24 protein-coding genes are annotated in these 24,094 nt (G+C 62.7%); 7 read left to right on the top strand and 17 right to left on the bottom strand.

From position 1 onward, the window contains the following. Positions 1–88 precede the first annotated feature (88 nt). Positions 89–1,003: a LysR family transcriptional regulator gene (locus tag HX818_RS23485; protein WP_008433801.1), complete on the top strand. Its 915-nt coding sequence runs from the start codon at positions 89–91 to the stop codon at positions 1,001–1,003. 75 nt (positions 1,004–1,078) lie between these two features. Here HX818_RS23485 and HX818_RS23480 read toward each other — a convergent pair whose 3' ends face one another. The 4 genes from HX818_RS23480 to HX818_RS31540 are packed head-to-tail and all read right to left on the bottom strand — an operon-like array spanning position 1,079 to position 4,260. Further along, positions 1,079–1,264, bottom strand: coding sequence for a hypothetical protein (locus tag HX818_RS23480; protein ID WP_003217145.1), 186 nt, complete (start codon positions 1,262–1,264; stop codon positions 1,079–1,081). A gap of 20 nt (positions 1,265–1,284) precedes the next feature. Beyond that, a complete protein-coding gene (locus HX818_RS23475; RefSeq protein WP_177020821.1) occupies positions 1,285–3,153 on the bottom strand; it encodes an FUSC family protein in 1,869 nt (622 codons plus the stop codon). Beyond that, positions 3,153–4,061, bottom strand: a complete 909-nt coding sequence (locus HX818_RS23470; protein WP_177020820.1) for an HlyD family secretion protein — start codon at positions 4,059–4,061, stop codon at positions 3,153–3,155. The genes HX818_RS23475 and HX818_RS23470 overlap by 1 nt, the downstream gene beginning before the upstream one ends. Before the next feature lie 10 nt (positions 4,062–4,071). Beyond that, on the bottom strand, positions 4,072–4,260 hold the full coding sequence (locus HX818_RS31540) for a DUF1656 domain-containing protein (RefSeq protein ID WP_032899212.1): 189 nt from the start codon (positions 4,258–4,260) through the stop codon (positions 4,072–4,074). A gap of 127 nt (positions 4,261–4,387) precedes the next feature. On the opposite strand from HX818_RS31540, the gene HX818_RS23460 reads away from it, so the two are divergent. After that, a complete protein-coding gene (locus tag HX818_RS23460; protein ID WP_008433826.1) occupies positions 4,388–5,182 on the top strand; it encodes a helix-turn-helix domain-containing protein in 795 nt (264 codons plus the stop codon). A gap of 2 nt (positions 5,183–5,184) precedes the next feature. Here the strand turns inward: HX818_RS23460 and HX818_RS23455 are convergent, their stop codons facing one another. After that, positions 5,185–6,102, bottom strand: coding sequence for a LysR family transcriptional regulator (locus HX818_RS23455; protein WP_177020819.1), 918 nt, complete (start codon positions 6,100–6,102; stop codon positions 5,185–5,187). A 110-nt stretch (positions 6,103–6,212) separates the two neighbouring features. On the opposite strand from HX818_RS23455, the gene HX818_RS23450 reads away from it, so the two are divergent. After that, entirely contained in the window at positions 6,213–6,431 is a 219-nt protein-coding gene (locus HX818_RS23450; protein ID WP_003210829.1) for a DUF2790 domain-containing protein, read from the top strand. Here the strand turns inward: HX818_RS23450 and HX818_RS23445 are convergent. The 8 genes from HX818_RS23445 to HX818_RS23410 all read right to left on the bottom strand — a co-directional run bounded on the left by HX818_RS23445 (position 6,428) and on the right by HX818_RS23410 (position 15,326). Next, complete coding sequence (locus HX818_RS23445; protein WP_177020818.1) at positions 6,428–7,675, bottom strand: OprD family porin; 1,248 nt, start codon at positions 7,673–7,675, stop codon at positions 6,428–6,430. The two genes, HX818_RS23450 and HX818_RS23445, sit on opposite strands and share 4 nt — an antisense overlap. 30 nt (positions 7,676–7,705) lie before the next feature. Continuing rightward, positions 7,706–9,040 (bottom strand): MFS transporter, encoded by a 1,335-nt coding sequence (locus tag HX818_RS23440; RefSeq protein WP_177020817.1) that lies wholly within the window; start codon positions 9,038–9,040, stop codon positions 7,706–7,708. A gap of 55 nt (positions 9,041–9,095) precedes the next feature. Further along, complete coding sequence (locus HX818_RS23435) at positions 9,096–9,857, bottom strand: 1,6-dihydroxycyclohexa-2,4-diene-1-carboxylate dehydrogenase (RefSeq protein WP_087694525.1); 762 nt, start codon at positions 9,855–9,857, stop codon at positions 9,096–9,098. Between the two features lie 10 nt (positions 9,858–9,867). Then, a complete protein-coding gene (gene benC, locus HX818_RS23430; RefSeq protein WP_177020816.1) occupies positions 9,868–10,890 on the bottom strand; it encodes a benzoate 1,2-dioxygenase electron transfer component BenC in 1,023 nt (340 codons plus the stop codon). Positions 10,891–10,900: 10 nt separating this feature from the next. Then, positions 10,901–11,389, bottom strand: a complete 489-nt coding sequence (gene benB / locus HX818_RS23425; RefSeq protein WP_008433833.1) for a benzoate 1,2-dioxygenase small subunit — start codon at positions 11,387–11,389, stop codon at positions 10,901–10,903. Continuing rightward, positions 11,386–12,762, bottom strand: a complete 1,377-nt coding sequence (locus tag HX818_RS23420) for a Rieske 2Fe-2S domain-containing protein (protein ID WP_003210841.1) — start codon at positions 12,760–12,762, stop codon at positions 11,386–11,388. Before HX818_RS23420 ends, benB begins: the two co-directional genes overlap by 4 nt. An 85-nt stretch (positions 12,763–12,847) precedes the next feature. Continuing rightward, positions 12,848–13,807: an AraC family transcriptional regulator gene (locus HX818_RS23415; RefSeq protein WP_177020815.1), complete on the bottom strand. Its 960-nt coding sequence runs from the start codon at positions 13,805–13,807 to the stop codon at positions 12,848–12,850. A gap of 118 nt (positions 13,808–13,925) precedes the next feature. Further along, a complete protein-coding gene (locus HX818_RS23410; RefSeq protein WP_003210844.1) occupies positions 13,926–15,326 on the bottom strand; it encodes a DHA2 family efflux MFS transporter permease subunit in 1,401 nt (466 codons plus the stop codon). Positions 15,327–15,589: 263 nt separating this feature from the next. Here HX818_RS23410 and HX818_RS23405 point away from each other — a divergent pair, with 263 nt between their 5' ends. Genes HX818_RS23405 through HX818_RS23390 form a run of 4 tightly spaced genes read left to right on the top strand, consistent with a single transcriptional unit; the run spans position 15,590 to position 19,509 of the window. Next, on the top strand, positions 15,590–16,435 hold the full coding sequence (locus HX818_RS23405) for an ABC transporter substrate-binding protein (RefSeq protein ID WP_008433837.1): 846 nt from the start codon (positions 15,590–15,592) through the stop codon (positions 16,433–16,435). A 16-nt stretch (positions 16,436–16,451) separates the two neighbouring features. Next, the gene (locus tag HX818_RS23400; RefSeq protein WP_177020814.1) at positions 16,452–17,960 is read left to right on the top strand and encodes an amino acid ABC transporter permease/ATP-binding protein; all 1,509 of its coding nucleotides are present in this window, start codon (positions 16,452–16,454) and stop codon (positions 17,958–17,960) included. A gap of 17 nt (positions 17,961–17,977) precedes the next feature. Then, positions 17,978–18,643 carry a GntR family transcriptional regulator gene (locus HX818_RS23395; protein WP_003210850.1) on the top strand — a complete coding sequence of 222 codons (666 nt, stop codon included), beginning with the start codon at positions 17,978–17,980 and terminating at the stop codon, positions 18,641–18,643. 14 nt (positions 18,644–18,657) lie between these two features. Continuing rightward, positions 18,658–19,509, top strand: coding sequence for a DUF1989 domain-containing protein (locus HX818_RS23390; protein ID WP_102604621.1), 852 nt, complete (start codon positions 18,658–18,660; stop codon positions 19,507–19,509). Positions 19,510–19,539: 30 nt separating this feature from the next. Here HX818_RS23390 and HX818_RS23385 read toward each other — a convergent pair whose 3' ends face one another. Genes HX818_RS23385 through HX818_RS23370 form a run of 4 tightly spaced genes read right to left on the bottom strand, consistent with a single transcriptional unit; the run spans position 19,540 to position 24,011 of the window. Next, complete coding sequence (locus HX818_RS23385) at positions 19,540–20,514, bottom strand: ABC transporter permease (protein WP_087694531.1); 975 nt, start codon at positions 20,512–20,514, stop codon at positions 19,540–19,542. After that, positions 20,511–21,503 (bottom strand): ABC transporter permease, encoded by a 993-nt coding sequence (locus HX818_RS23380; RefSeq protein WP_102369138.1) that lies wholly within the window; start codon positions 21,501–21,503, stop codon positions 20,511–20,513. The genes HX818_RS23385 and HX818_RS23380 overlap by 4 nt, the downstream gene beginning before the upstream one ends. Continuing rightward, positions 21,490–23,025 (bottom strand): sugar ABC transporter ATP-binding protein, encoded by a 1,536-nt coding sequence (locus HX818_RS23375; RefSeq protein ID WP_177020813.1) that lies wholly within the window; start codon positions 23,023–23,025, stop codon positions 21,490–21,492. The genes HX818_RS23380 and HX818_RS23375 overlap by 14 nt, the downstream gene beginning before the upstream one ends. Beyond that, on the bottom strand, positions 23,025–24,011 hold the full coding sequence (locus HX818_RS23370) for a sugar ABC transporter substrate-binding protein (RefSeq protein ID WP_003210861.1): 987 nt from the start codon (positions 24,009–24,011) through the stop codon (positions 23,025–23,027). The genes HX818_RS23375 and HX818_RS23370 overlap by 1 nt, the downstream gene beginning before the upstream one ends. Positions 24,012–24,094: the final 83 nt, after the last annotated feature.

The raw sequence follows: 24,094 nt of genomic DNA, 5'->3' as shown, positions 1-24,094 counted from the left end.
TACCAGCCTTTCCCCGTAAGATTCATGCCGGTCATTGTTCTTATATGACCGCTCCCGTCAAGTTTACTGACGCCGCCTGGGACACAAGATGAACCGTAACGACCTGCGTCGTGTCGACCTCAACCTGTTGATCGTATTCGAAACCTTGATGCATGAGCGCAGTGTGACCCGCGCTGCCGAGAAACTGTTCCTTGGCCAGCCGGCCATCAGCGCAGCCCTGTCACGCCTGCGCGGCCTGTTCGACGACCCGTTGTTCGTGCGTACCGGACGCAGCATGGAGCCCTCGGCCCGTGCGGTAGAAATCTTCGCCCTGCTCTCCCCGGCCCTGGACTCGATTTCCACGGCCGTCAGCCGCGCCTCCGAATTCGACCCGGCCACCAGCACCGCGGTATTCCGCATCGGCCTGTCGGACGACGTCGAATTCGCCCTGCTGCCGCTGCTGCTCAAGCGCCTGCGGGCCGAAGCCCCCGGCATCGTGCTGGTAGTGCGCCGCGTCAACTACATCCTGATGCCCGGCCTGCTGGCCTCCGGCGAAATCTCCATCGGCGTGAGCTACACCACCGATTTGCCGGCCAACGCCAAGCGCAAGGTATTGCGCCGCAGCAAGCCGATGCTGCTGCGGGCCGACAGCATGCCGGGTTCCATGAGCCTGGATGACTTCTGCGCCCGGCCCCATGCCCTGGTGTCGTTTGCCGGGGATTTGAGCGGGTTTCTGGATGAAGAACTGGAAAAACTGGGCCGCAAGCGCCATGTCGTGCTGGCTGTGCCGCAGTTCAATGGGCTGGGGACGTTGCTGGCGGGCACCGATATTGTCGCGACCGTGCCGGACTATGCCGCTGAAGCGTTGACTTCAGCGGGTGGCTTGCGGGCTGAGGAGCCGCCACTGCCGGTGCGCACCTTTGAATTGCACATGGCGTGGCGTGGGTCCCAGGACAATGATCCGGGGGAACGGTGGTTAAGGTCGCGGATTCAGATGTTTTTTGGCGATCCTGAGAGCCTATAAAGCAACAGCACCGCCGGGCATCACACCGAACTCGTCACTTCGCTCTGAACAGATTGCAATTCCCCGGGAACCGGCTCATCGCTGGCGATCGGCCTTGGGCCTTGAATCACGGCCAGGCGCCCGATGCTCGGCGAGCTTTTTTTGCTCTTGTTTGAATTGCTGTTGCCAGCGGGCCAGCGCCTCAGCCCCGTCCGATGCCTGCACCGCCATTGGCACAGACACGATCATCCCGAAAAGCGTCCAGATAAGGAGTTGCTTCATTTCATCTCACCTTCGTTGTTTTAGCTGAAACTGGTTCGGATATCGGCGCGCTGGTATTGGTCGAGCAACCCCGCCAAATCCCGGTAACAAGCAGCCAGGTCGCGGGCACCAAGGCGGATCAGTGATCTCGACGTACGCCGGGCCTGGGCCGCGCTGATCGCTGAATCGAAGGCATATCTGGCAATACGCCGGTCGCCCGCTTGCACACACCTGGCGATTGATGAATCAGGCTCCAGGTCGCGTGTCTTGCGGTGCAGCAACCGTAACTGTCGACCCAGTTGAAGCGAGACGGCACCGGCCTCATCGGCGCCCGACAGCGCTTGCAGGGCAACCATCCGGTGCTGTTGCGTGGCCTGCCACTTCAGAAGATCCATGCGGTGCCAGCGACGCAGTAACTGGCGCGTGTCTTTGTGCAGCGCGGTCCTCAGGACGTCGGCGTGGCTGGCGGGTTTCCCCGGCAGCAACTGGAAGGCCAGCAGGCAGATAGCAAGCGTCACCATCCAGGCCAGGGCTTGATTCGCGAAGTCAGCGAAGTCGTATTGGGCGGTCCCGGCAGTACCGACCAGGGTGTTGAACGTAATCAGGTAGGCGACGCCTTGCAGGGCATGGCGCGGCCGGGTCGTGGCATGAATCCCGACCGCCCAGAACGCAACCAGCACCACCGTGAGCAACCCGAACCCGCTGATGTGCGGCAACAGCAGGAACTTGCACCCCGCCGCTGCCAGGATTGCGTAGAAGGTTCCCCTGGCAAGGCTCGCAATGCCTTGCTCGGGCGCCGCGCTGGTGGCCAGCAAGGTGCAGAACGGACCCAGTACGGCCAGCAAGGTTGGCCCCTGGTCCCAGCCGGTGAGGTACCAGACAGCACCGGTCGCCAGCGTGGCCAGCAACGCTCGCACACCGTTACGCAGTGCAGCGCCGTAGTGTCGGTGAAACCCCACGGCGCGGGCCGGCGGCAGGGGCGCGCGCTCAAGGCAGGCAAAACTCGACAAGGCGCTGGCCAGTTCGGCCAATGGTTCATTCAGACGCCGCTGGCTCGCGCCTGGTTCAAGGCTGGCTTGCAGCTCCCGGACACGATCGGCCGCCACGCAAAACCCGGGCATGGCTTCAGCCAGCTGGCGCAACTGTGCGCCGATTCCAGCGTGCGAAGGTATCGCGCATTCGTCGAGCACCACGGCATGCAGATACGCAAGTCCTGCCTGCAGGGTCGCCAGCCTGGCGCGGATCAGCACCGACTCGCCCCGACCAATCCCGAGAAGGTCGTCCACTTTGCTGATATCGATGGCCAGCGGGTCCTGCGCACGCGCCGGCCCGCCGTCAAACCGCACGGCCAATAACCGCAGGGTGCGCGACGAGACGTCGCGAAGTGCCATGGTCAGTGTGCGCTCGACGGTCTTGCGGCTGAATAACGTGGCCACCAGGCTCAGGCTCAACACCCCCAGAACAACGGCCGTGCCCCGTCCGACGATATGGTCGAAACCTTGCTGCGGCGCGACGATGGCGGGCCCCAGGGCCAGGCACACGGTGTAGCCGGCGACCACCGCCGCCGTGGCCTGGTAGTGCCGAAACACGGTCATGGCGCCGACACAAAGGCCCAGCCATATCCCGATCCCGAGGATAAACAGCAGCATTTGCTGGGCGAACAGGCTGGTCAGGACCAATGCCACAGCCAACCCCACCAGGGTGCCCAGTGCCCGGTGGAAGCCCTTGCCAACCACTGCCCCCTGCAGCGGATGGATCAGCAACAACACGGTTGAGGCGGCCGAGAACGGCGAATCCAGGTGTAATTGGAACCCCAGCCACAGGGCCAATGAGGCCGCCAAAAGACTACGCAGCACATAGCCCGAGGTAGCAGCTTCCCATGCCCCCAGCATGCGCAGTGCACGGAGCATCACATGAACGCCTGAAGCCATTGCACCAGCCTCCAGCGCGGCGCCGTGCCCTCCTCGGCAACCTCGATGCTGGCGGTCATCCCCGCCGCCAACTCCACACCGGGCGGCACCTTGTCCAGTTCAATCCGCACGGGCACGCGCTGGGCCAGGCGTATCCAGCTGAACGTAGGCGCCACCTGGGGCAAACCACTGTTACTGCGCAGCTCGTTACCGTCAGCAATGCCCCGACCAATGCTCGCCACATGCCCTTCGAGCAGCGGTGAAAAACCCATCAGCTTGATGGACGTCACAGCCCCCACCCGAACACCAGCCAGCTTGGTCTCCTCGAAGTAACCGGTGACCCAGAAGCTATGGCTATCGACCACAAAGATATTGGTCTCGCCCGCTGCCGCGTAGTCACCCGGCTGCAGCCGCAACTGGGTCACATAGCCGTCGACCGGCGAACGAATCGTCGTGCGGTCCAGATCCAGCCGCGCATGGGCCAGTTGGCTGCGGGCTGCATCCAGGCGCGCCCTGGCCACCGCCAGGTCCCGGGCTGCGTTGTCGGTTTCCTCCCGCGCAATCGCATCGCCGAGCTGGTTGCGGCGTTTGAGCTGTGCACTGCGCTGCTCGAAAACACTGCGCGCCTCGGCAAGCTCGGCCGTGCGCTGTTGCTGGGCAAGCAAGTAGCTGCTGCGATCGATCTGGTACAGCAACGCGCCCTTGGCGACCCACTGGTTGTCGCCCACCAGCAGGTGTTCGACCTGGCCGGACACCTCGGGGGCAATACGGATAACTTGTGCGCTGACACGCCCGTCCCGCGTCCAGGGGGCCAACTCATAGGCACGCCACAGTTGCGTGCAGAACAGCAATGCGGCCAGCCCGAGCACCAGGGTGACGAGGGTCTTGAGGATGTGTTTGATGATCATCGCGCTGCCCTCAAAAGCTCAGAACCAAGGTCGAGAGCACGATCAGCGACACAAAGAAACGCGCCAGGCTGGGGTGCCAGGCCCAATCCAGCCAGCGCCGCAGGGCCCGCTCCAGTAGCCCGTACACCAGGGCTGCAACGCCGACGTAGAGCAAGAACGGAGGAATGTAGAGGTGGGCAATCGTGATTTCGCTGAGCATCGGTTGAATCTCGCAGTCGGCAATCACCTTGATCGCCTTGATGAAGATGGTAGGGACTGCAAGGTCGTGCCGATATTGAGTATGCTGCCAGGATATAATCAATTTCAGACAATCGAGGCGGTGCAACATGGGCGAGATGAAGCTCCAGGGCGTTGATCAATTCGAACTGGACAGTTTTGATCAGCCCGCCGTCGCGTTGATGCTCGGCAGCCAGCGCAACGACACCGAATTCCCCGTGCACAGCCACCGCAAAGGCCAACTGGTGGTGGCATATCACGGCGGTATCGTGTGTACCGTAGAGGATGGCGTGTGGATGGTGCCGTCGGGCTTCGGCGTGTGGATTCCGGGCGGTATCGCCCACAGCAACCGGGTGACCGCCAACGGCAGGATCGGCTACCTGTTTGTCGAGCCCGGCGCCGCCGCGCTACCGGAGAAATGCTGCACGCTGGTGCTTTCGCCGCTGGTCCTGGCGTTGATCCTGCACCTGAGCGCCCAGCCCCAGGATTATCCGCCTGCCTCTGCCAATTCGCGCGTGGCGAGCGTGCTCCTTGAACAACTGGAACTGGCTCCTTCGGAGCAGTTGTACCTGCCGCTCCCCGCTGCTACGCAGTTGCGCTTCATCGCCCGCGGCCTGGCCCAGGCCCCGTCAAACCGTTGCACCATGGCCCAGTGGGCACGCCAGGTGGCAATGAGCGAGCGCTCCCTGGCCCGCCTGGTCAAGAGCGAAACAGGCCTGACTTTTGGCCAATGGCGCAAACAATGGCAAATCATCGTGGCCTTGCAGAGCCTGGCCGAGGGCGAGTCGGTGCAACGAACCGCCGAGGCGCTGGGGTACGAGTCGGTCAGTTCGTTCATCAGCATGTTTCGCAAGACACTGGGCTCGTCGCCGGCGCGCTACATTCGCCGTACGGCAACGCGCTAGCCTCAAGGTGCCTCAATCACTGCCAACTGCTCCGCCAACAACCCCGGCAATCGCGCCTGCAAAAACCCGACCCACGTCCGCACCTTGGCATCCAGAAAGCGACTTGATGGATACACCGCGAAAATGCTCCGCTCCCGTAGCCGATATCCGGGCAACAGCCGCACCAGCGAGCCCTCGCGCAGCGCCGGGTTGGCGCTGAAGAACGGCAACAAGCTGATGCCCATTCCTTCCTGCGTCGCCTTGACCATCGCATCCGCGACATTGGTCCTGAAGGTGTCACCCGGCGAAATCGCAATCTCGCCCTCTTGCCCCTTGAACAACCACGCATCCTCCTGGAAATCCTGCAGATGCAACCGTCGATGCTGCATCAACTGCTGCGGATGCTCGGGCACGCCGTACCGGGCCAGATACCCCGGTGCCGCACAGGGCACACTGAACAACTGCCCGATCGTCTGGCTGACCAGCGCCGAATCCGGCAACGAATGGGCGATGGAGATCACCACGTCGTGACCCTCTTCAAGCGGGTCCGGGTTGTGCTGGGACAGGGTCAACTCGATGGACACGTCCGGGTACTGCTCGCTGTAGCGGGCAATCAATGGTGTGATCAACACGCCAAGCCCGCTCATGCAATGCAACCGCAACCGCCCACGCGGCTTGAGGTGGGCGCCGCTGGCTTCGGCGGTGGCGTCCCTCACGTCCTCAAGAATGTCGCGACAGCGCAACAGGAAACGCTCGCCCGAATCAGTAAGGCTCAGGCGCCGAGTGGTGCGCTGCAAAAGTCGGGTCTCAAGGTGTTTTTCCAGTTCGGCGATCAACCGCGACACGTGTGCGCCGGACATGTCCAAGGCCGCAGCCGCCGCAGCAAAGCTGCCAGTGTCGACAACCCGGGCAAACACCCGCATGCCATTGAGCAAATCCATCAACATTGCCCCTCGATTGCTACGTGATACGTACGAGTCATTCACCTGTTCCTGTCTTTATCCCGCTGCGGCAATCACTAAAATGAACCCTACTCACAGAGGAACTCATCATGAATATCAAATGGCTCAGCCTGCTCCTGTTTTTCACCGCCGCCGGCGCCATGGCGGCCGGCAGCAATGAAGCGCTGGATATCCAACACGTTGTTTCAATCACGCCCGTGCCGGGCAGTTGCCAGGTAGAACCGGCGACCATGGTGTATCTCGACAGCCAGGGCGCCAGCCATACCGTCCACTACCAGGTCATGGGCACGTGCCAGGGCGGGGTTTAATGCAGCTTCCAGGTGTAACTGAGGATCAGCCGGTTCTCGTCGATGTCGCTGCGGTAGTTTGAACGGGCCATGACATTGCGCACCCGAATGCCCAAGCCGCTCAATGTGCCGCTTTGCACCACATAGCCGATATCCAGGTCGCGCTCGCGATCCTTGCCTTCATAACCCGCGCCGGTGGTCACGTTGTTACCGGTGATATAACGCACGGTGGTGGTCAGCCCCGGAATGCCCAGCGCCACGAAGTCATAGTCGTACCGCACTTGCCAGGAGCGCTCGTCGGTGTAGGCAAACTCGTAGGTGGGTACTTCGTTGCCCAGCGGCGTGATGTTGGCGAAGACCCGCGGGAAGGCACTGTCGCCATACATGGCTTGATAACCGACGTAGAAGATATGGCCGCCATGCTTGGCCGACAGCAGCGAGAAAAACGCCTGGTTGTCGATCTTGCCGAGCAGTTTGTCGCCGTCTTCCCGGGCATCGTAGTAGCCGAGGTTGGCGCCGAGCGTCCACTCACCCATTGGCTGGCTGTGCTTGAGGCCGACAAAGTCCTGGCGGTAGATGTCCTTGAGTTGGCCATGCCAGTAGCTGACGCTGGTGCGGTTGGTGTTGAAGGCGTAGTCGCCGCCGACGTAGTTGAACCCATCACTTTCAGCGCCGCGTTGCGGCACATGGCCGAGCATGGCGATCATTTTCTCGTCGCCGGCTTCGTTGCGCAGGCTGGTGGTGGTCAAGTGCCCGGCCTGTAGCGCAAGGCCGGCGATTTCGCCGGAGCTGACACTCACGCCCTGATAGCTCGGCGGCAGCAAGCGGATATCGCTGAAGGCCAGCACCGGCAGGTTCGGTTGCAGTTCGCCGACCTTCAATTCGGTCCTGGAAAACCTGGCCTTGAAGGTCAGGCCCAAACGGCTGTAATCATTCGGGGCGCTGCCGTCGCCCTTGACCGGGAGCAGGCCGGTATTGGTGCGGTCCGGGCTGCTGTCGAGCTTGAGGCCGAGGGTGCCCAGGGCATCCAGGCCAAAGCCCATGGGCCCCGGCGTGTAGCCGGATTTATAGGTCAGGATAAAACCCTGGCCCCACTCCTCTGCCTTTGATTGCTTGTTGGCGCCGACGATGTCCGAGAAATCGCGGCTGAAGTAATAGTTGCGCGCCTGCAAGGTGGCGGTGGAGTCCTCGAAAAACCCGCCCTCGGCCGCCGTCGCCGCAAGGGGCACGCCCAACAGGGATAGCCAGATACGTTGTGTGTTCATGTCGTTGCTCTTAGTTATTGTTATCGACAGTTACTGCGCCGGGGCGGCGATCACCTCCTGCCGGCCCCGACGTTCATTCAGCGCATACACCGTCATTGCCAGCACGGCGATGGCCCCGGGGATGGCAAAGGCCATGAAGTTCAGGTGCAGCGGCAGTTCAATCCCCATCAGCGCGCCGCCCAGCAGCGGGCCGACGATGGCGCCGGTACGACCGATACCGGAAGCCCAGCCCAGGCCGGTGGCTCGAATGTTCAAGCCATAGAGTTGTGCGGCGCCGGCGTACAGCAGGATTTGCGTGCCGATGGTGGTGGCGCCGGCAAAAAAGATCAGCAGGTACAGGACCGGCATCGGGCTCTTGATACCCAGCAGGCTGATGGAGAGCAGCGCGGCGATAAAGAAACCGATCACCACCTTCACCAGGTTAAGCCGGTCACACAGCCAGCCACCGACAAGCGCCCCGGCGATGCCGCCAAAATTCAGCGCCAGCAGGAACGACAGGCTCGATCCCAGGCTGTAACCGGCACCCGCCATCAGTTTGGGCAGCCAGGAACTCAGGGCGTAGACCATCAACAGGCAGCAGAAAAACGCGACCCAGATCGCCGCCGTCCTCAAGGCCAGGCCGTGGCGGAACAACTCCAGCACCGAAGCGCCCTTGCCTTTACCGGCGCTGACGAGCAGTTGGTCTTGCGGGTCGATCCGGGTCTGCGGCGACAGGCGCTTGAGCAGCTCACGCGCCTGTTCCTTGCGGCCCTGGCGAATCAGGAACCCGATGGACTCAGGCAGCCAGTACACAATCAACGGCATCAGCAGCAGCGGGATCGCCGCGGCGAAGAACATGGACGACCAGCCAAAACGCGGCAGCATGAAAATCCCCACGCCGGCCGACAGCATGCCGCCCAGCGAGTACCCGCCAAACATCACCGCCATCAGGATGCTGCGCATTTTCTTCGGTGCGTATTCGGTAATCAGTGCGGCCGCATTGGGCATCAGGCCGCCACAGCCGAGCCCGGCAATAAACCGGCAGATTCCGAACTCAGTCGGGTTGCTGGCAAAACCGTTAATCACCGTGGCGACGCTGAACAAGGCAAAGCAGATGGCGATGCCTTTGCGGCGACCGAACTTGTCGGCCAGGCTGCCGAAGACCAGCGCGCCGAACATCATCCCGAACAGCGCATAACTGCCCAGAGCGCCGGCCTGCAGGGGGGATAGTCCCCATTCCTTCATGATCGACGGCAAGACCACGCCGTAGATGAACAAGTCATAACCGTCAAAGATCAACAGCACAGCACACAGGCTGACCACCAGCCAGTGGAAACGATTGAAATGGGCATTATCGATAATCGAATTGACGTCATGGGTACGCATGGCAGTGCTCTCATTATTGTTGTTGTGAGTCAGTGTCTGCAGGTACGGCGCTGGGTCAGCCGAGGTCGCCGCCTCCTACCGGCAAGGTGACGCCCGTGATGTAGGAGGCCTCATCAGAGGCCAGAAACAGAATCGCGCCGGCTTGTTCGTCGATGCTGCCGTAGCGCTTCATCGGGCTGCTGTCGAGGGTCTGGTCGACGATCTGCTGGTACCAGACGCGCTCCTGGTCGCTCTGGGGCTGGCTGTTGCGCGGGATCCGCCGCGGTGGTGCCTCGGTGCCACCGGGTGCGGTGCCGTTGACCCGAATGCCGCTGCCGGCGGTCTCCAGGGCCAGGCACGCGGTCAAGGCGTTGACGCCGCCCTTGGCCGCGCCATACGGCACACGGTTCACTCCGCGCGTGGCCACGGACGAGACATTGACGATGGCACCGCTGCCCTGCTCCAGCATGTAGGGCAACACGCAATGGCAGCACCACAGGGTCGGGAACAGCGAGCGGCGCACCTCGGCTTCGATTTCGTTCTCGGCGTAGTGCTCGAAGGGCTTGGCCCAGATAGTCCCGCCGACGTTGTTGACAAGGATGTCGATACGCCCGAACCGCGCCTTGGCAGCGGCCATCACACGGGCACATTCGGCATGCTGCTCCAGGTCGGCGGTGAGGATCAGCGCCCGCTCATGCTGCAATTCATGCACGAGTTCCGAGCGATCGACGGCCACCAGCCAGGCGCCCTCTTCCAGCAAACGCTCGGCAACCCGCCGACCGATGCCCTGGGCGGCGCCGGTCACCAGCGCAACCTGGGTGTTGAAACGTGGAGTCATGGGGGATTCCTCAGGCGGCGTCGCCGGTGACGATGGCGTTGGGGGTGAACTTCTCGTAGTGGAAGCTGGCGGGGATGACGCCCTGGTTCTTGAAGTGCTGGCGTACCGCGTCGACCATCGGTGGCGGCCCGCACAGGTACACATCCACGTCGCCATCGTTCAGCACGTCAGCGGCCATGTGCTGGGTGACATACCCCTGCCGGGGGTGCGCGGTCTGGGGGTCGGCCACGCAGGTGACAAAACCGAAGTTGGGCAGGCGTTGGGCGAACGCCTCCAGCGCCTCGACCATCACCAGGTCCTGGTCCCGCGTCACGCCGTAGATCAGCGTGACCGGCCGGGTTTCCTCGCGCTCGGCCAACACTTCAAGCATCGACAGGAACGGCGCCAGCCCCGTACCACCTGCCAGCAACAGCAGTGGCCGCGCCACTTCGCGCAGGTAGAAACTGCCCAGCGGCCCGGTCATCGGCACCGCGTCGCCCGGCTGGGCACGCTCCAGCCAGCCACTCATCAACCCGCCGGGCACATGCTTGATCAGGAAGCTCGCGCGTTTGTCGCCGGGGCGACTGCTGAAGGAATACGCGCGGGTCTGCCCACTGTCGGGCACGCCGATATTCACGTATTGCCCCGGCAGGAACACCGGCGCCTGATCCAGTTCGAAGCTGACTTCCAATGCTGCATCGGCATGCCGGGTAATACTCGCCACCGTCGCGGCAAATTGCGCGGTGCCGGTCTTGCAGGCACCGGACGGCACCGGCACGGCAATCACGCAATCGGATTGCGGCACCATCTGGCAGGTGAGCACCTGGTGCTCAGCGGCTTCATCCTCGCTCAGGGCGTCTTCGATGTAGTCGTCGCCCAAATCATAGGCGCCGGTTTCACAGCGGCATTTGCAGGTGCCGCACACACCGTCGGAGCAGTCCATGGGCAGGTTGATACGTTGGCGAAAGGCCGCGTCGAGGACCTTTTCACCCACCTTGCAGTCGATGAAACGGGTTACCCCGTCCTCGAAGTTCAGGGCAATGGAGTACGTCATGGGCGTGTCCTCAGATGTGGTAGATATCGATGACCTGATGGATGTAGTCGTTTTTCAGCACCACCTTCTTGCGCGTGATCAGCGGCTGTTCGGCGCGGATGTCGAGGCGATAGAACGAGGTACCGAAGTACGTATCCGTCGTCTTGTAGCGATGGCTGAGGGTTTGCCAGTTGAAACGCAACTCCACGTGCTGCCCGTCGTCGGCCAGCACTTCGAGGTTGGTGATCAGGTGCGCGGTGCGCGGCTCCGGGGTGCTGGCGCTGGAGCGCTCGGTCTTGATCCGGAACACCCGGTCTTCCAGGCCGTCGCGGCTGGGGTAATAGATCAGCGAGATTTCGCTCTGGGGGTCTTCGGTCAGCGTGTCGTGGTCGTCCCAGGCCGGCATCCAGTACTCGACCTTGGGTGAATAGCATTCGAGCCACTCATCCCACTGGCGGTCATCCAGCAGGCGGGCTTCGCGGTACAGAAAGTCCAGCAGGCGGTCACGGGAAGCACTCATGCCAGCACCTCCTTGTCCGTCGCGATCAAGCCTTGCTGCTCCCGTTCGATAGCGCGTTGCAGGCTCTGGGCCCAGTGGGCGTGCTGGCGCACGAACAGGCCTTCGTCCTCGGTCTTGACGCCACTGAGCTGCGGATTCATGCCCATGGCCCGGGCGTTTTCGTCAGGGCCTTCGACCCACTGTTTGGCGCCGCGGCTGAGGTCATTCCACAAGGTGGTCGCACCCTGGTAGCCGGTCTGGCAGGCGCGGAACTCTTCCAGATCGTCAGGTGTACCCATGCCGCTGACGTTGAAGAAATCTTCGTACTGGCGGATGCGCGTGGTGCGTTCCTCGGCACTTTCGCCCTTGGGCGCCATGCAATAGATCGTGACTTCGGTCTTGTCGACCGCGATTGGCCGTACCACGCGGATCTGCGTGGAGAACTGGTCCATCAGGTACACATTCGGGTAGAGGCACAGGTTGCGGGTTTGGTCGACGATAAAATCGGCGCGTTCCTGGCCCAGGCGCTCGGCCAGCGCCTCGCGATGGGCATGCACCGGACGCACTTCGGGGTTGAGCAGGCGCGTCCACAGCAGGATATGGCCATGCTCGTAGGCGTACACGCCGCCCAGGCTTTTCGACCAGCCATTGGCATCCACGGTGCGCGTGCCTTCGGCTTCGTAATTGCGCCGGCCCATGGTCGCCGAGTAGTTCCAGTGCACGGAGCTGACGTGATAACCGTCGGCGCCGTTTTCGATCTGCAGCTTCCAGTTGCCGTCATACACATATGACGAACTGCCCCGCAGCACCTCCAGCCCCAGCGGGGCCTGGTCGACCATCTGGTCGATGATCACCCGGGTCTCACCCAGGTAGTCGCTCAGCTCCGGCACCGTCTCGCTGAGGCTGCCGAACAGGAAGCCGCGATAGTTTTCGAAGCGACCAAGGCGTTTCAAGTCGTGGGAGCCGTCACAGTCGAAGCTGTCGGGGTAGGCGCCGGTCTTGGCGTCCTTCACTTTGAGCAGCTTGCCGGCGTTGCTGAAGGTCCAGCCGTGGAACGGGCAGGTAAACGAGCCTTTGTTGCCTTGCTTACGGCGGCAGAGCATCGCGCCACGGTGGGCGCAGGCGTTGACCAGGCCGTGCAGCGTGCCGTGTTTGTCGCGGGTGATGACCACGGGCTGGCGGCCGATCCAAGTGGTGAAGTAGTCGTTGATCTCCGGCACCTGGCTTTCGTGCGCCAGGTAGACCCAACCGCCTTCGAAAATGTGCTTCATTTCCAGGGCAAACAGGTCGGGGTCGGTGAAGATGTCGCGGCGGCAGCGGAACACCCCGGTGGCGGGATCTTCCTGGACAGAGTCGCGCAATTGTCGGGCGAGTCGGTCGAATGTGCTGATCATGGGGTAGGCCCTCGGTTGTTCTTGTATCAGGCCCCCCCACCTTATGTGCTTGCCCTACCCCGCAATATCCGCTGACTGCAATTCGTTATCCGCCTGGCGCGAGCCGGCGCTTCCACGTTTGCGAAGGCAGCTCGCCAAAGCGTTTGCGATAGGCCTCGGAGAACCGCCCCAAATGCACAAACCCATGATCCAGCGCCACCTCCGTCACGCTGCGCGCCGTGGCCAGTTGCAGCATGGCGTGCACCCGCTCCAGCTTGCGCTGGCGCATGTAGTCACGGGGTGACAGGCCGACCTGGCGTTCAAACAAGGTATACAACGAACGCTCGCTGACCCTGGCGATGGCCATCAGTTGTTCGACGCTGATGTCGTCGGCCAGGTGCTCCTCGATGAACTGACGCACGGCTTCAAAGCCCCCACCCTGATCCGGTCGCGGCATCACCCGCAGGACGTTGCTGGCCAGCAGCGCCAACAGCTTGTTCGCCACAATGCGCTCGTACAGGCCCTGCACTTCGGGTTCGGCGGCGTTTTCGGCCTCATGGCAGATCAGCCCCAGCAATTGCAGGAACCCACCCATTTCGGCAAGTGCGTGGCGCGGCGCCGCAAAACGGATGCCCGGCTGCGGCAACGTCCAGTGCTGCTCAAGGCAGGCGTTTTCCAGCAGGCGCACGGGCACCTTGACGATGAATTTTTCGCAGTCGGCGGAATAGGTCAGGTCTACCGGGTCATCCGGGTTGATCAGCAGCACTTCGCCGGGGCCCAACACCTGCTCTTCGCCACGGGAGCTCGAGCGGCAGTGGCCGTGCAGCAGGATCTGCAGGTGGTAGATGGTTTCCAGCGCCACCGAGGTCACCCGCACCGGCGCGCCGTAGCTGATGCGGCACAGGTCCAGGCTGGAAAAGGTCCGGTGGCTGATGCTCGCCTGCGGGCGGCCCTTGGGCGGCAGGCGGATGCAGTGGCTGCCGACATGCTGGTTGACGTAGTCGGACACGGCATAGGCATCTGCACGGTCGAAAATCTGGCTGCGCTCACTCAATAGCACGGTCATGGTTGCGCCTTTTATTGTTATGGGCCCTGCGTATGTACTTCACCGCAGAGTGATGCGGGGGACGCAAGCCGTCCAATATTCAATAGGTGTTGCTTCATACCCCGAAGGTATCGTGGGTTCACTTTCGCTGCAAAACCGACTCACCGGCCCGGGGCGGCAGCCGCAGGTTATCCAGCAGCGCCACGCCGGCGATCACCGCCACTAGAAGAAACGTCAGCTGGAAATCGGCGGTGGCGGCCTGCCCGGTATTGCCGTGAAAATTCATGGCAAAACGTAACAACAGCGCGCCAATCGCCACGCCCATGGCCATGCTCAGCTGGAAGAACATGCTGAACAAGGTTGAGGCGTCGCTCATCTGCGCCTTGGGTATATCAGCGAACCCCAGGGTGTTGAACAAGGTGAACTGCATGGAGCGTGACAGGCCACCCACGAACAGAATGAACAGGATCAGCGCCCAGCTCATGCGCTCGTCCAGCAGCGCACAGGCCGCAATCGCGAGCACGCCAAGGATGCCGTTGATCATCAGCACCGAGCGAAAGCCCCAGCGCTGCATCACCGCCGTGGTGAACGGCTTCATCGCCAGGTTGCCGGCAAATACCGCGAGCACCAGCAACCCCGCATCGAATGCAGAAAGGCCGAACGCCAGTTGAAACATCAGCGGCAGCAGGAACGGCAAGGTGCTGATGGCCACCCGGAAAATCGACCCGCCGCACAGGCACACACTGAACGTGCGCACACTCACCACACCCAGCGCCAGCAATGGTTGGGCATGCCGGCGCATATGGCGCCAGGCAAAGGCACCGAGCATCACGCCTGCAGCGCTGAGTAACAGGCCCTGCAACAAGCTGCCACGGCTTTGCCCGAGCAGTTCCACGCCGTACAACAGCGCCGCGCTGGCGACACCCACCAGCAGGAAGCCGCTGAAATCGAATGAGCGGGACGTGACCTCGTCGTGTTTGGGGATCAGTACCAGCGTGGCAATCAGCGCCAGCAGGCCCAGCGGCAGGTTGAGGTAGAAAATCCACGGCCAGGACGCGTGGGTAACGATAAACCCGCCCACCGGCGGCCCGAGTATCGGCGCCACCAAGCCGGGCCAGGTGATGAATGAAATCGCCCGCACCAGGTCTTTTTTCTCGGTAGCCCGCAGCACCGCCAGGCGCCCCACCGGCACCATCATCGCGCCGCTGATGCCCTGCAACACGCGCGCGGCGACGAAGGTCTGCAGGCTGTCGCTCCACCCGCACAGCAGTGACGACAGGCTGAACAGCACGATTGCCCAACCGAATACCCGCCGCGAGCCAAAGCGGTCGGCCAGCCAGCCGCTGATGGGAATGAACACCGCGACGGCGAGCATGTAGGCGCTCATACCGATGTTCACGTCCACCGCGCCCACGCCGAAGGTTTTGGCGATGTCCGGCAACGCGGTGGCGATCACTGTGGCGTCCAGGTTTTCCATGAAGAAAGTGACGGCGACCAACAAGGCAATCAGGGTTGAGCGGCGTTGGGAGGTCGACGTCATTGCTGTTCACTCGTGGTTTCGAATCGGCACTTTATCAATAAGTGCGTCCTTTATGGTCCGCGAAATGCCTGCCTCACAACGTGGCGCCCGGTAACGAATTGCCCCGAATTGGGGTGCGCGCTTACAAAAAATGGCTGTCTCACGCGTCAAAACCCATCAAAAACCTGGAAAAGTCATTAGTTGGCACGATAAGCGCTCATTAGCTAATGCAGGATTGTTGAACAATCCAAATCTCCCTGCATCCAGCAACCGAGGCGACGAACATGCAAAAAGGTCTGACGGGCAAGAACACCCTGCGCACATTGGCGCTAGCGATCACCCTGGCGTGCGTGACGCCGCTGCTGTCGGCTGCCGAAATCAAGGGCACCCTGAAACCGGGCGAGCTGTCCATCGGCTCCGACCTCACCTACCCGCCTTACACCTACCTTGAGCAAAAGACCCCGGCCGGTTTCGACCCGGAGTTCATGCAACTGATGGGCAAGCAACTGGGGCTCAAACCACGTTTTCTCGACACCCGTTTCGCCAACCTGATCCTCGGCGTCAACGCCCGGCGTTTCGACGTGGTGGCCTCGGCGCTGTACGTTACCCCCGAGCGCGCCAAACAGGTGGATTTCCTCAGCTACCTGAAGACCGGTTCTTCGCTGATGGTGCTCAGCACCGGCGACTTCAAGCCCCAGCGCCCGGAAGACCTGTGCGGCAAGCGCGTCGGGTCGATCAAGGGCGCGTCGTGGGTGCCAAAGCTGAACAAGGTTTCGGCGGACTACTGCCTTCCTGCGGGCAAGCCGGCGATCGAGTCGCGTGAGTTCCCGACGTCTCCGGAAGCCGCCCAGGCCCTGCTCGCCCAGGCGGTGGACGTGCAGATGGAAGACGCGGCGGTTGCCAAGATCACCGTGGAAAAACTGCAAGGCAAAACCGTGATCAGCTCCAGCGAGTTGATCTACCCGGTGGTGGTCGGCCTGGCGGTGCGCAAGGAAAACCCTGCACTGCTCCAGGCGCTGACCGGTGCCCTGAGCCAGATCAAGCAGGACGGCAGCTACGGCAAGCTGCTGGCGCGCTACAACCTGGCCGAGCCGAACGCCGCCGAGATCAGTGCGGCACTGGGTAACTGAAACGCGGAGCACCTTTATGCAATTCGATTGGCACTACACCCTGGGCTTGTTATGGAACGGCGACTTCTGGCGAGCCGTCGGCACCGTGGTCGAACTGAGCCTGGAAACCTGGCTGCTGGGCATTGTGCTGGGGTTTTTCCTGGCCCTGGCGCGGCAGTCGGAGCGCCGCTGGCTGCGGGACTCCGCAGGCGTCTACATCTGGTTCTTCCGCAGCCTGCCGTTGCTGGTGCTGTTGATCTTCGTCTACAACCTGCCGCAGGTGTTTCCGTCCACCAGCGTGGTGTTGTCCAGCCCCTACTCCGCGGGCCTGATCGCCCTGGTGCTGAGTGAGGCGGCCTACATCGCCGAGATCCATCGGGGCGGCCTGCTGGCGGTGGTCAAGGGGCAGCGCGAAGCCGGCAAGGCGCTGGGCGTTGGTTATCGCGGCGTGCAGCGGTTGATTGTGGTGCCGCAGGCGCTGCGGGTTGCGTTGCCCACACTGGCCAACGAATACATCACCATCGTCAAACTCACCTCGCTGGTGTCGGTGATTTCGCTTTCGGAAATCCTGCTGGTGGGCCAACAACTCTACACCCAGAACTTCCTGGTGATGGAGACCATGCTAGCCGTGGCGTTCTATTACGTGTTCATCGTGACGGTGTTCAGTTGGTTGTTGCGGGTGCTGGAGAACCACCTGGACGTGACCCGGCGCAAACCCAAGGCCATCGCCCCCGCCGTGCTCGACCAAGTGGCGACGCGTCGTGCCCCCGGCCAGGCCGAGCCCGGTGAGTTTGCCTTGCAGGCTCGCGGGGTGCGCAAGGCCTATGGCGAGCTGGAAGTGCTCAAGGGCGTCGAACTGAATGTGCGCTGGGGCGAGGTGGTGTCGATCATCGGCCCGTCAGGCTCTGGCAAGACCACGCTGATTCGTACCATGAACGGCCTCGAAAGCCTCGACCGTGGCGAAATCACCCTGCAAGGCCAGCCGTTCCTGCGTGGCAGCCAGGAGCCGCAAGGCGCGCTGGGGCACAAGGTGCATATGCGCGGCATCGTGCATGTCGGCATGGTGTTCCAGGGGTTCAACCTGTTCCCGCATAAAACCGCCCTTGAGAACGTGATGCTCGCGCCGGTCTACCATGCCCATGGTAGCGGCGAAGAACTGCGCCTGTTGAGCCTGGCCCTGTTGCGCAAGGTCGGCATGCTGGAGCACGCCGGCAAATACCCGCACCAGCTATCCGGCGGCCAACAGCAACGGGTGGCGATTGCCCGCGCCCTGGCGATGCGGCCTTCGGTGATGCTGTTCGATGAACCCACCTCGGCCCTCGACCCGGAACTGGTGGGCGACGTACTGGCGGTAATCGAGGAATTGGCTCGCGAGGGCATGACCATGGTCATCGTCACCCATGAAATGAACTTCGCGTTCAAGCTCTCCGATCGTGTGGTGTTCATGGAAGGCGGCGAGATTATCCAGGACGCCGCACCGCGTGACATGCTCGAGCAACGCAGTGAACGCATGACCAAGTTCCTCAAAGACGTCCAACTGGCGTGAGCCCAAGGAGCCCCAACGTGAGCCAAGCCAAGGAACCCAGCCTGTCGCTGGCCGACCAGGTTGCCATCGAACTGCGCGAAGACATCATCGGCGGCCGCCTGCTGCCCGGCATGCCGCTGGTGGAAAGCGAACTGGTGAACGCCTACAACGCCTCGCGCAACACGGTGCGTGAAGCCTTGCACCACCTGGGCCGCGAAGGCCTGACCAGCTACGTGCGCAACAAAGGCGTGATCGTGCGCCGCCTGGGGGTGGAGGAAGTGCGTGACATCTTCAAGGTGCGACGCACCCTGGAACTGCAGGCCATCGCCGCCAGCAAGCCGCTGCGCGAATACCAGTCCGACCTGATGCTGGAGTCCATCGAGGCCGCGCAGCTGGCCCAGGACCGCGAGAACTGGCAAGCCTTCGGCACCCACAGCCTGCGCTTTCACCAACATATTGTCGGGCTGATGCGCAGCCCGTTGCTGGACGAGTTTTTTACCCATATTGCAGCCCAGATGCGCCTGGTGTTTTCCAACGCGCCCAGCGAGGAAACCTTCCAGAAGCCCTGGCTGGAGCGCGACCGGCAGATTCACGACTTGCTGGTTGACGGCCACAAGCAAGCCGCCGGCGAAGCCCTGGCCAGCTACCTCAATGACTCCGAATCGCTGCTGCTGGACATCCTGAGCAGCATTCCAAAACCCTGAAGCGAGGACCCACCATGTACAAGGACTACCCAGCGGCCTACCAAGTCAGCAAAGGCGCTGCCTTGCAGGTCGACAAAGCCTTCTATGACCGCGTGCGCGAGTCCCGGGACGGGCGCACCCTGATCGAGCAATTCGAAGTGCCGATCCGCACCGGCCGCGCCTGGAAAGTACCGGCAGGCCATGTGTTCCGCGTGACCACGCCGGTTGGCCCGCAGGTCGGCGACTTCAACGTGTGGAGCGCCAACGACCCCCGCGAACGCATGTGGGCGGCACGCACCCGCCAGCTGCAAGGCGCGCACGTCACCACCTACGACCGCCTGTGGTCGAACCTGCCGTTTTTGCGGCCGATGGTCACCATCACCGATGACAGCCTGGCCGGCTATGGCATCGACGAACACGGCGGGCGCCTGCATGACTTGCTGGGCACGCGCTGCGACCCTTACGTGAACAAGATGCTCACGGGCGAAGACTTCCACCACCACTGCCACTCCAACCTGACCCGCGCCGTGCTGCCCCATGGCCTGACCGAGTTCGACGTGCACGACGTGCTGAACATTTTCCAGTGCACCGGCCTCAATCACGACGACATGTACTTCATGAAAGCCTGCCCGGCCAAGCAGGGCGACTATCTGGAGTTCTTCGCCGAAATCGACCTGCTGTGTGCCCTCTCCACCTGCCCCGGTGGCGACCTGTCGCTGCCGATGTGGGGCCCGGATGCGGAAGACCCGTTGAAGGTCTGCCGTCCGCTGGGGGTGGAAATCTACCGCCTCGACGACGCGCTGCTGGAGGGCTGGAAACAACCCGAGCGCGCCGCCTATAACGGCAACCATGGCCTGTTGATTGCCAAGGCCGACTGGGAAAAGTAAAGGGCAGGCCCGCACCTGGGGCGCCGCGCCTCAGGTGTTCTGCGCAATCCTGCGGCTGACAAAACTGAAGGCCAGCACGATAAAAATCAGCACGCCGGTTGCCACCTGCTGCCAGTAGAAGTTCCAGCCGATCAACAGCAAGCCATTGGCGATGACGTTGATGAACAGCACCCCCAGCAACGTGCCCGGAATATTCGCCCGGCCCTGGCGGTTCAATGTGGTGCCGATAAACACCGCACCAATCGCATTCAGCAGGAACGCATTGCCCGACAGCGGCACGTAGGCGCTCACCGTCGAACTGAGCAGGACCCCCGCCACCGCGCACGCCAGCGCCGCCGCCAGCACCGTGGTGGTGACGATGCGCCGCACCGACAACCCCGAGTAATACGCCAGCAGCGGCTGGGTACCCTGGGCCAGCAGTTCGCGCCCCAGGCGTCCACGGGCCAGCAACAGGCCGTAGACCACGGCCAATACCAGCACGATCAACAGCGGCAAGGGCACGCCCAAAGGGCTGAAGCTCGCCAGTTCCGGCTTGAAACCCTGGGCGATATAAATTGGCTGGCCGCCGTCCGAGAGCAGTTGCTGGGCACTGGTGCCGATAAACAAGGTGCCGAGGGTGGCCAGGAACGGGCTGATCCGCAGCCCCGCGATCAAGCCGGCATTGAACAGTCCTACCAGCAGCCCGGCGGCCAACGCACCGGCAATCGCCACACCCAGCCCGTGCCCGGCGTTAAGCAACACCACGAAGCTGAAGCTGGCGAAATCCAGCGCGGTGCCTACCGACAGATCGATGCCACCGGCCGCCACCGCATAGGTCATGCCGATCGCAACAATCGCCAGCAGCACGAAGTTATTCAGCACCAGGCTTTTCAGGTTGCCGCCACTGAGAAACCCCGGCGCCTGCCAGGCAAACACCACTACGATGGCCACGAACACCAGCGGCAACGTCAGGGGCAACAGCGAACGCCAGCCGCCATGGGCTTGCAGGATGGATACCTGACTCATGAATGTTCTCCCCGGTTCAATGCGCTGGAAGCGGCGACCACCAGCAGAATCAGCACGCCCTGGACACCGTTGACCCAGAAGCTCGATACGTTGAGCAACTGAAACCCGTTGATCAAAAAGCCGATCAACAGCGTCGCGAGCAAGGTGCCGGGGATGCTTGCCACCAGTCGCCGGGAAAACACCACGCCAAGAAAGGCTATGGCGACCACCGACAACAGCATGTCACCGGAGCCGGTGGTGCTGCCGCTGAAAAATGCCGCTGAACACAACGCCGCCACCGCGGCACACAGCCCAGACAGCAAATAACTGGAGAGTACGTAAGCCGGCACTCGAATCCCGGCGGCCTCGGCGGCGTGCGGGTACTCGCCGACGGCATGCAGGCGCAGCCCATAGGCGGTGTGCTGGATCAGCAGCGTCAACACAAAGGCCGTCACCAGCAACACCCAGGCGAGTGCCGGCACGCCCAGCCAGGTCCCGCCACTGAGCAGGTCGAGCAACGGTGAGTCAGTCGAGACCACGGTGTTTTCGGTGAGGACCAGCTCCAGCCCGGCCAGTACATTCATGCTTGCCAGCGTTGCGAGCAACGGTGGCAAGCGCAGCACCACCACGGCCAGGCCATTGAGCAGGCCCACCGCCAGGCCGCAACCCAAGGTCAGCAGCAGGCTTGCCCACAGGTCGAGGCCTGCGTTGTTGAGTCGACTGAACACGGCCGCGCACAAGCCCAAATTGGCCGCCAGCGACAGATCAAGCCCGCCCGCCACCACGTTGGAGCCGCCGCCGATAATCACGCAGGTCAGGCCGAAGGCAAGTACGCCGAGGATCGCCGACTGGCTGAACACATTCGCGATATTGCCGACTGAAAAGAAGTTCGGCGCGGCGACGGCAAAGCCCAGCAAAATCGCGAGGAATACGCCCACCGAGCCGCGCCGCAACAGCAGTACCCATAACCGTTGGGACAAGCCAGGAGTAGCAGCTTCAAGCAGGGACATGCGCCACCTCCTGTTTCACCTGCACAGCCACTGTGGACTGCACCGCACCCGTGGCACACGCCAACAGTTGATCACTGTCCGCCTCACCGGCATGGAACTCCCCGGCTATTTCACCGCGATGCAGCACCAGGATGCGGTCGCAGATCCCCAACAGCTCGGGCAAATCCGAAGACAGCACAAGCACCGCTGCGCCCTCTTCCACCAGCCGCCCGATCACGCGATAAATCTCGACCTTGGCGCCGACGTCCACACCTACGCACGGTTCGTCCAACAGGTACACCGCCGAGCGCCGGCTCAGCCATTTGCCCAGGGCGACTTTCTGCTGGTTGCCGCCGCTGAGCTGGCTGACGGCAGCCTGCGGGCCCGGCGTCTTGATCGCCAACTCGTCGATCAGCCGCAGGCTTTCGGCCTGTTCCTTACGCTGGCTCAGTAACCCCCAGCGACTGAAACGCCCAAGCCCGGCGAGCGTGAGGTTTTCCAGCACCGACAGCAGCGGTGAAATCCCCTGGCTGCGGCGTTCTTCCGGCACCAGTGCAATCCCTTGGGCAATGGCTTCTCCGGGTGAACGCAGGCGCAACAAACGCCCCTCCAGATGAATGCTGCCGCTGTCGGCGCGCACCACACCGAACAGGGTCTTGAGCAGGTCCTTGGCGCCCGACCCGACCAGCCCGGTGAGGCCGACGATCTCGCCCCGACGCAATTCCAGGTCGATCTGCCGGTAGCGCCGGGCCAGGTTCAGCCCACGCAACTGCAGCAATGGTTCGCCAAGCTCGACCTGCGCCTTGGGGTACATCTCCTGGACCTCGCGGTTGACCATCAACCGCGCAATCTGCGCGCTGGAGGTGTGCCGTGGCTCAACCACGGCCACATCTCGACCATTGCGCAACACCGTCACTTCATCGCACAGGCTGTCGATTTCCTGCAGGTAATGGGAGATGTAGAGAATCGACAAACCCTGGTCCCGCAGGCGCTTGACGATCCGCAGCAACTGGTCGACTTCGCGCTTGACCAGCGCCACGCTGGGCTCGTCGAACACCAGGATCTTCGGCTGGCGAATCAATGCCCGGGTGATTTGCAGCACCTGGCGCTCGGCGCTGTTCAGCTCGCCTACCAACGCGTCGGCGGGCAGTTGCAGCTCAAAATATTCCGCCAGCAAGCGCTCGGCCTCGCGCTGCTGCCGGCGCCGATCCACAAACGGACCCCGGCGTAATTCATGCCCGAAGAACAGCGCTTCATCCACGGTAAAACTCGCCGGCAACAGCCGCTCCTGATGGATGAACTGCACGCCCAACGCGTCCACCTGGCGTGGCGACAGTGCGGCATACGGCTGGCCGTCAATGCTCACCTGCCCCGAGTCCGCCTTGTGGATGCCCGCCAGGACCTTGATCAAGGTCGACTTGCCGGCACCGTTCTCGCCCACCAGGCCGTGAATGGTGCCGCGCTCGACCTTCAGGCTCGCATCCTCCAGCGCCAGGGTGGCGCCGAAGCGTTTGCGCAGGTGCTGCAAGTGCAACGCGGCCATCAATCACCCCGCAGTTGCTGGACCTGCGCCAGGTTGGCGGCGGTGGTCAGCAGCGTCGGCACATGGGTTTCCTTGGGCAGGTCACGCTGCCCGGCCAGGTAGCGGGCCACGTTCTGCACAGCAGTCTTGCCGATCAGCGCCGGTTGCTGGGCGACTACCGCGCCCACCGGCGAATTGGCCTGGCCGAGCAGCTCCAGCACCTCCGGCGTACCGTCCACGCCGTAGGTCTTGATCTCGGTGCGCTTGGCGTCGATCAACGCCTTGCTTGCCCCCAGTTGCGGAATGTCCCACGCCGCCCAGATCGCCGAGACACTGCCGGCCGGGTACTTGTTGAGCAATGCGGACACCTGGGAATAGGCATCCTGCACGGTGTTGGGGATCACATCCCGCAGCTCCGGCTCGATGATTTCCAGTTGCGGGTGATCCTTGAGCGCCAGCTTCAACTGGTCGTAGCGAATCGCGCACACCGGCACGCCGTAGAAGCCGTTGAACACCAGGATCTTGCCCTTGCCGCCGGCATCCTTGATCAACTGATCGGCCAGGGCCTTGCCGGTGGCGACGTTATCCGAGGTGGTGTTGTTGAGGCTGTACTGCGACGGCGCGTCGATGGTGAACAGCGGGATGCCGGCCTTGCTGATACGCTTGAGCCACGGGTCGATCACGCTCAGGGTGCCGAGGGTCTGGATCACCGCATCGGGTTTCTGGGTGACCACGGTTTGCAGTTGGGTCACCAGGTTCTTGTCATTGCGCCCTGCATCCAGGGTGATCGGCGTGCCGCCGAGGCGCTTGATCTCATCGACCTGGGCCTGGAAGGCCTTGATATCGAAGTAGTGACTGGTGCCGGTCATGCTCACGGCAATGCGCTTGCCGGCCAGGGACGGCACCGCGTCATCGCCCTCGGCGGCCTGGGACACGGCGGCGTGGCCCAGCAACAACGCTGCGCCGAGCAAGATGTAACGTGAACGCGAGAAAAAGGTGCAAGGCATACAGGGCTCCGCTGAGCAACGGGTGAAAGGGTTCACCTGTGTGCATTGCAGAGCCCATGCCATAAATTATTGTGAATAAAATC

Origin of the sequence: Pseudomonas sp. F9001, assembly GCF_013385435.1 — a bacterium.
Taxonomy (GTDB): Bacteria; Pseudomonadota; Gammaproteobacteria; order Pseudomonadales; family Pseudomonadaceae; genus Aquipseudomonas.
This window is presented reverse-complemented; position numbering and strand designations above follow the sequence as displayed.